The sequence below is a fragment of the Natronomonas sp. genome (assembly GCF_036625485.1).
Classification (GTDB): domain Archaea; phylum Halobacteriota; class Halobacteria; order Halobacteriales; family Haloarculaceae; genus Natronomonas.
On sequence record NZ_JAZKTR010000203.1, the window covers coordinates 1 to 3666 of the forward strand.

Annotated in this window: 4 protein-coding genes and 1 pseudogene; 4 read left to right on the forward strand and 1 reads right to left on the reverse strand. The window is 66.6% G+C overall.

The genetic code is table 11. The features are described from left to right. A partial coding sequence (gene artA, locus V5A53_RS13735; RefSeq protein WP_332314185.1) for an archaeosortase A occupies positions 1-797 on the forward strand: 797 nt, incomplete at its 5' end. A gap of 21 nt (positions 798-818) precedes the next feature. On the opposite strand, the gene dph5 is transcribed toward artA, so the two are convergent. Then, a complete protein-coding gene (dph5, locus tag V5A53_RS13740) occupies positions 819-1619 on the reverse strand; it encodes a diphthine synthase (RefSeq protein WP_332314186.1) in 801 nt (266 codons plus the stop codon). 112 nt (positions 1620-1731) lie between these two features. Between dph5 and V5A53_RS13745 the strand changes: the two genes are divergently transcribed. From V5A53_RS13745 to V5A53_RS13750, 3 genes and pseudogenes are all read left to right on the forward strand, one after another. Beyond that, positions 1732-2718 (forward strand): class I SAM-dependent methyltransferase, encoded by a 987-nt coding sequence (locus V5A53_RS13745; RefSeq protein WP_332314187.1) that lies wholly within the window; start codon positions 1732-1734, stop codon positions 2716-2718. 172 nt (positions 2719-2890) lie between these two features. Continuing rightward, entirely contained in the window at positions 2891-3190 is a 300-nt protein-coding gene (locus V5A53_RS14615) for a hypothetical protein (RefSeq protein WP_442928702.1), read from the forward strand. Continuing rightward, positions 3129-3666, forward strand: a pseudogene (locus V5A53_RS13750) (hypothetical protein); the annotation flags it as partial. The gene V5A53_RS14615 and the pseudogene V5A53_RS13750, both read left to right, overlap by 62 nt.

Consider the following 3666-nt stretch of genomic DNA (forward strand, 5'->3'; position numbering starts at 1 on the left):
TCGTCTCCAACAGTATCGTCGAAGCGCTGTTGGCGCTGGTCGGCGTGCCGGCCTGTCTCTACGCCGGCTATCTCATCACTGGTGGGCGCGACTCGCTTTTCGTGTTATCCCGCGCAGTCGCCGTGATGGGCCTCGTCTACCTGCCGGCCGAGACGCTGCCGTTCGTTCGCCAGTTGTTGGTCGAACACGTCGCCAGCCAGACGGCCCTGCTGATGGACCTGCTTGGATACGACCCGAGTCTGCAACCCATCGCCGACCGCCGGGAGGCCTACGCTGGCTTCGAGGCGGCCTTCTTCTTCGAGACGCCGGACCCGACCCACGGCGGTATCGTCTACAACATCGTGATGGCGTGTACCGCCCTCGGTAGCCAGGCCATCTTCATCGGCTGTATCGCCGCGGTGAAGGCGCCGCTCCGACGGAAACTCCGGGCGCTGGCCGTGGCGATTCCGGTCATCTACGTCCTCAATATCATCCGGACGACCTTCATCGGTCTCGCGTTCGGCCACCAGTGGTTCGACGGCCCCTACGGGCCCTACCTGCTCACGCTGTTCGGCGAATCGGACCCGTATCTGGTCTCCCACATCGTCGCCGAGGGGGTCATCAGCCAGACGCTGTCGGTCGTGGCGCTGGTCGCCATCGCGTGGTTCGTCATCCGCGAGTTGCCTGAACTGCTCGTCATCATCGACGACATCGCGTATATGGTGACCGGCGAGGATCGCGACACGGCAGCGGAACTCGGTCTGTTGCCCGATTCGCCCGACGATGCGGCCTCGACGCCGCGTGTGAGCGACGACTGAACGCCGGGTGATGCGGCCGATTCAAACTGGGTCCGGAAGCACCGATTCGGGCGCGCCGGCGAGTTCTGAGAGCGCGTCGTGTTCGATGACGTGGAGGTCACCGGGAATGATAAGCAGGTGAAGCGGGTCGCCGAAGGACCGCTCGGCCAGCGCATCGAGGCTGTCGGCGGCGACGATGGGGTCGGGACTGCCGGCGCGGGCGACGACGACGCCGACGGCGTCGAGTTCGTCGGCGAGCAGTTCGGCCGCGTACTCGCCGGTCATGTACTCCTCGTGGTCCGGGTCCGGTCCCTTCGGCCCGGTGCCGACCTTGATATCGAGATAGACGAGCGTATGCAGGCCGCGGTCGCGGTTGTCCGCGATGGTATCGAGGACGCTCCCGGGGACGCCGTCGGCGCCGTGGGCGTAGGGGAAGGGCAGCGTCGTCGCCTTGCCGAACCGGTAGTTCTGAAGGCCCGTCAGCGAGGCCGCCGCGGCCTCGGCGGTCGTCCCGTGGACGATGTGGGTGTCGATATAGCGCTCGTCGGCGCGCAAGCGTAGGTCGACGTGCGTGGTCGAAATCATGGTGTCGCCCGCGGTGAGGAAGACGACGTCGCCTTCGGCGGCGGCATCGAGGATTGGGTCGGGGTTCTGCTCGACGCCCGCGCGGTCCCGGACCTCGATGTCGACGTCGTGGTAGGATTCGATAGCGTCGACGGTCGCACCGGCGAGTTTGCTGGTGTAGAACTCCGCGAAGACGCGGTCGGCCTCTCGAAGGGCCTCTCGGCCCTCGATGGTGATCGAGCGTTCGTCGTAGAGGCCGAGGCCAACGAAAGTGAGCATACACGGCTTCGGTGGGGCGGCGGCAAAAGCCTCGCGCTCCGGGGCCGATTCAGGGCCGTCTCCAGGGCTTCGCATCGTCAGCCTTACCGCGGCGCCGGGCGGAAAGCGAGTAATGACCGTTCCGTGCGTTCGCGTCCCCCGAGAGCGCGGCGAGGCGGCCCGCAAGCGCATCGCCGAGCGGGACGCCCTCTCGGACATCTACGAGATCGAGGTCGTCGACGGCGACATCTACATCCCGCTGGACGAGTCGGCGGATATCGAGGCGATCGAAGCGGAGTTCGAGGTCGTCGACCGGGACGTCGAGCGCCGCGAGACGCAGACGCTTCCGGCCGACATCCTCGGCTTCGAGCCGTCCTACGAACGACTGGGCGAGATCGCTATCATCGACGAGGACGACGACGAGCGGGCCCGGGAGATCGCCGACGCCATCGCGGCCTCGGATCTGCCGCTGGAGACGGTGGTCAACCGGGCCTCGCCCATCGAGGGCGAACTCCGCATCCGCGATTGGGACCTGTTGGTCGGCGAGGATACCGAGACGGTCCACCGCGAATACGGCTGTGCCTTCGAGGTCGATATCGCCGAGATGTACTTCTCGCCGCGTCTCGCGACCGAACGACGACGGGTCGTCGAACAGGTCGAGGACGGCGAGCACTTCTTCGACATGTTCGCCGGCGTCGGCCCGTTCGTGATTCCGGCGGCGAAACGGGGCGCGGACTGCGTCGGCGCCGACCTCAACGAGGCTGCCATCGAGTACCTGCGCCGGAACGCCGAGCGCAACGGTGTCGCCGATCGCGTGACGGCCATTCACGGTGACGTACGGGAGATCTCGGGCTACGACGACTGGGCGGACCGCCTCGTGATGAACCTCCCGCACAGCGCCGACGAGTTCCTCGATACGGCCGTGGAACTGGCTGGCGACGACTGCCTGCTCCACTTCTACGACATCCAGCACGAATCGGACCCCTTCGGTCCCGGCGAACGCGCGATTCGGGAAGCGGCCGACCCCGAATACGAGGTGACCGTCCAAACGAGACACGAGGTCCGCTCGTACGCGCCCCACGAACTCAACGTCTGTCTCGACGTTCGGCTCCAGCGATAGGGGCCGGTCGACCGCTCGTTCCGCTGTTAATAATTCCCGGCTATAGCCGTCGTTTGGACGGGTTTGTCACAACCCCTTTTGTCGGATAGTGGGTGGTCCTCCCCAAGACGGAGCCATATCGGCGGCTCGAACCGAACCATGACCAACGCACACACACGAACTACGTGCCCTCCTGCTCGCCTGTCTCGTGGCGCTGTCCGTCCTCGCGGGCGGCGTCGCCTTCACCGGGACAACGGCGGCAGAGGAGCACCACGGCCTGACGGCAGGCGACGGGGCTGGGGGCAACGCCTCCGCGCTCATCGCCGGTTTCGATGACCAACTTCCCGACGGCGACGCAAGCGACGACGACACGCTGCGGGTCGAAGCCACGAACGAATCGCTCCCCTCCGACTTTCAGGGCCGAACTACGAGTGTCCGATGGCGACGTCACCCTCGCCGACGAACAGGGCCTCGAGGTGGCCGTCATCGGTGAAGCGGGTGACGAACGGACCACCGCCGACGACAGCGTCACCGTCACGTCCGTCGGCGACGACCGCATCGTCTTCGAGGTGAACGACACGGCCTTCTCGTCGGATCCGGTCGCGGTCGAGATCCGGGACCTCCGATTCGACGCGGCCGCGACCGAAACGGTCGCGCTCGATGCGGGCGAATCGGAGACGGTCGCGACGACGGTCTCGTTCGAGACGGCCGGCGAACAGGAGATCAGCGTCGGTGGCGTTACCCTTGGCACCGTGGTCGTCGGGGACGACGACTCCGAGAACGAGACGTCGGACGACGGGCCGAACGTCGAACCACCGGCTGGTGCCGTGGCCTTCGACGCCCGAGGAATCGACGACGTGGCGCCGGACGAAGCCGGCGTCGCCGTCGACTTCGAGAACGTCACCGTCGAGCGCATCACGTTCGTCGAGGGCGCGGACGGGCAGGTCGCCATCACCGAGATGGACGAAC

What these genes read in the sequence shown, in the direction of transcription:
- dph5 (WP_332314186.1), bottom strand. Translation starts at nt 1,619, where the DNA reads ATGCTCACTTTCGTTGGCCTCGGCCTCTACGACGAACGCTCGATCACC.
- V5A53_RS13745 (WP_332314187.1), top strand. Translation starts at nt 1,732, where the DNA reads ATGACCGTTCCGTGCGTTCGCGTCCCCCGAGAGCGCGGCGAGGCGGCC.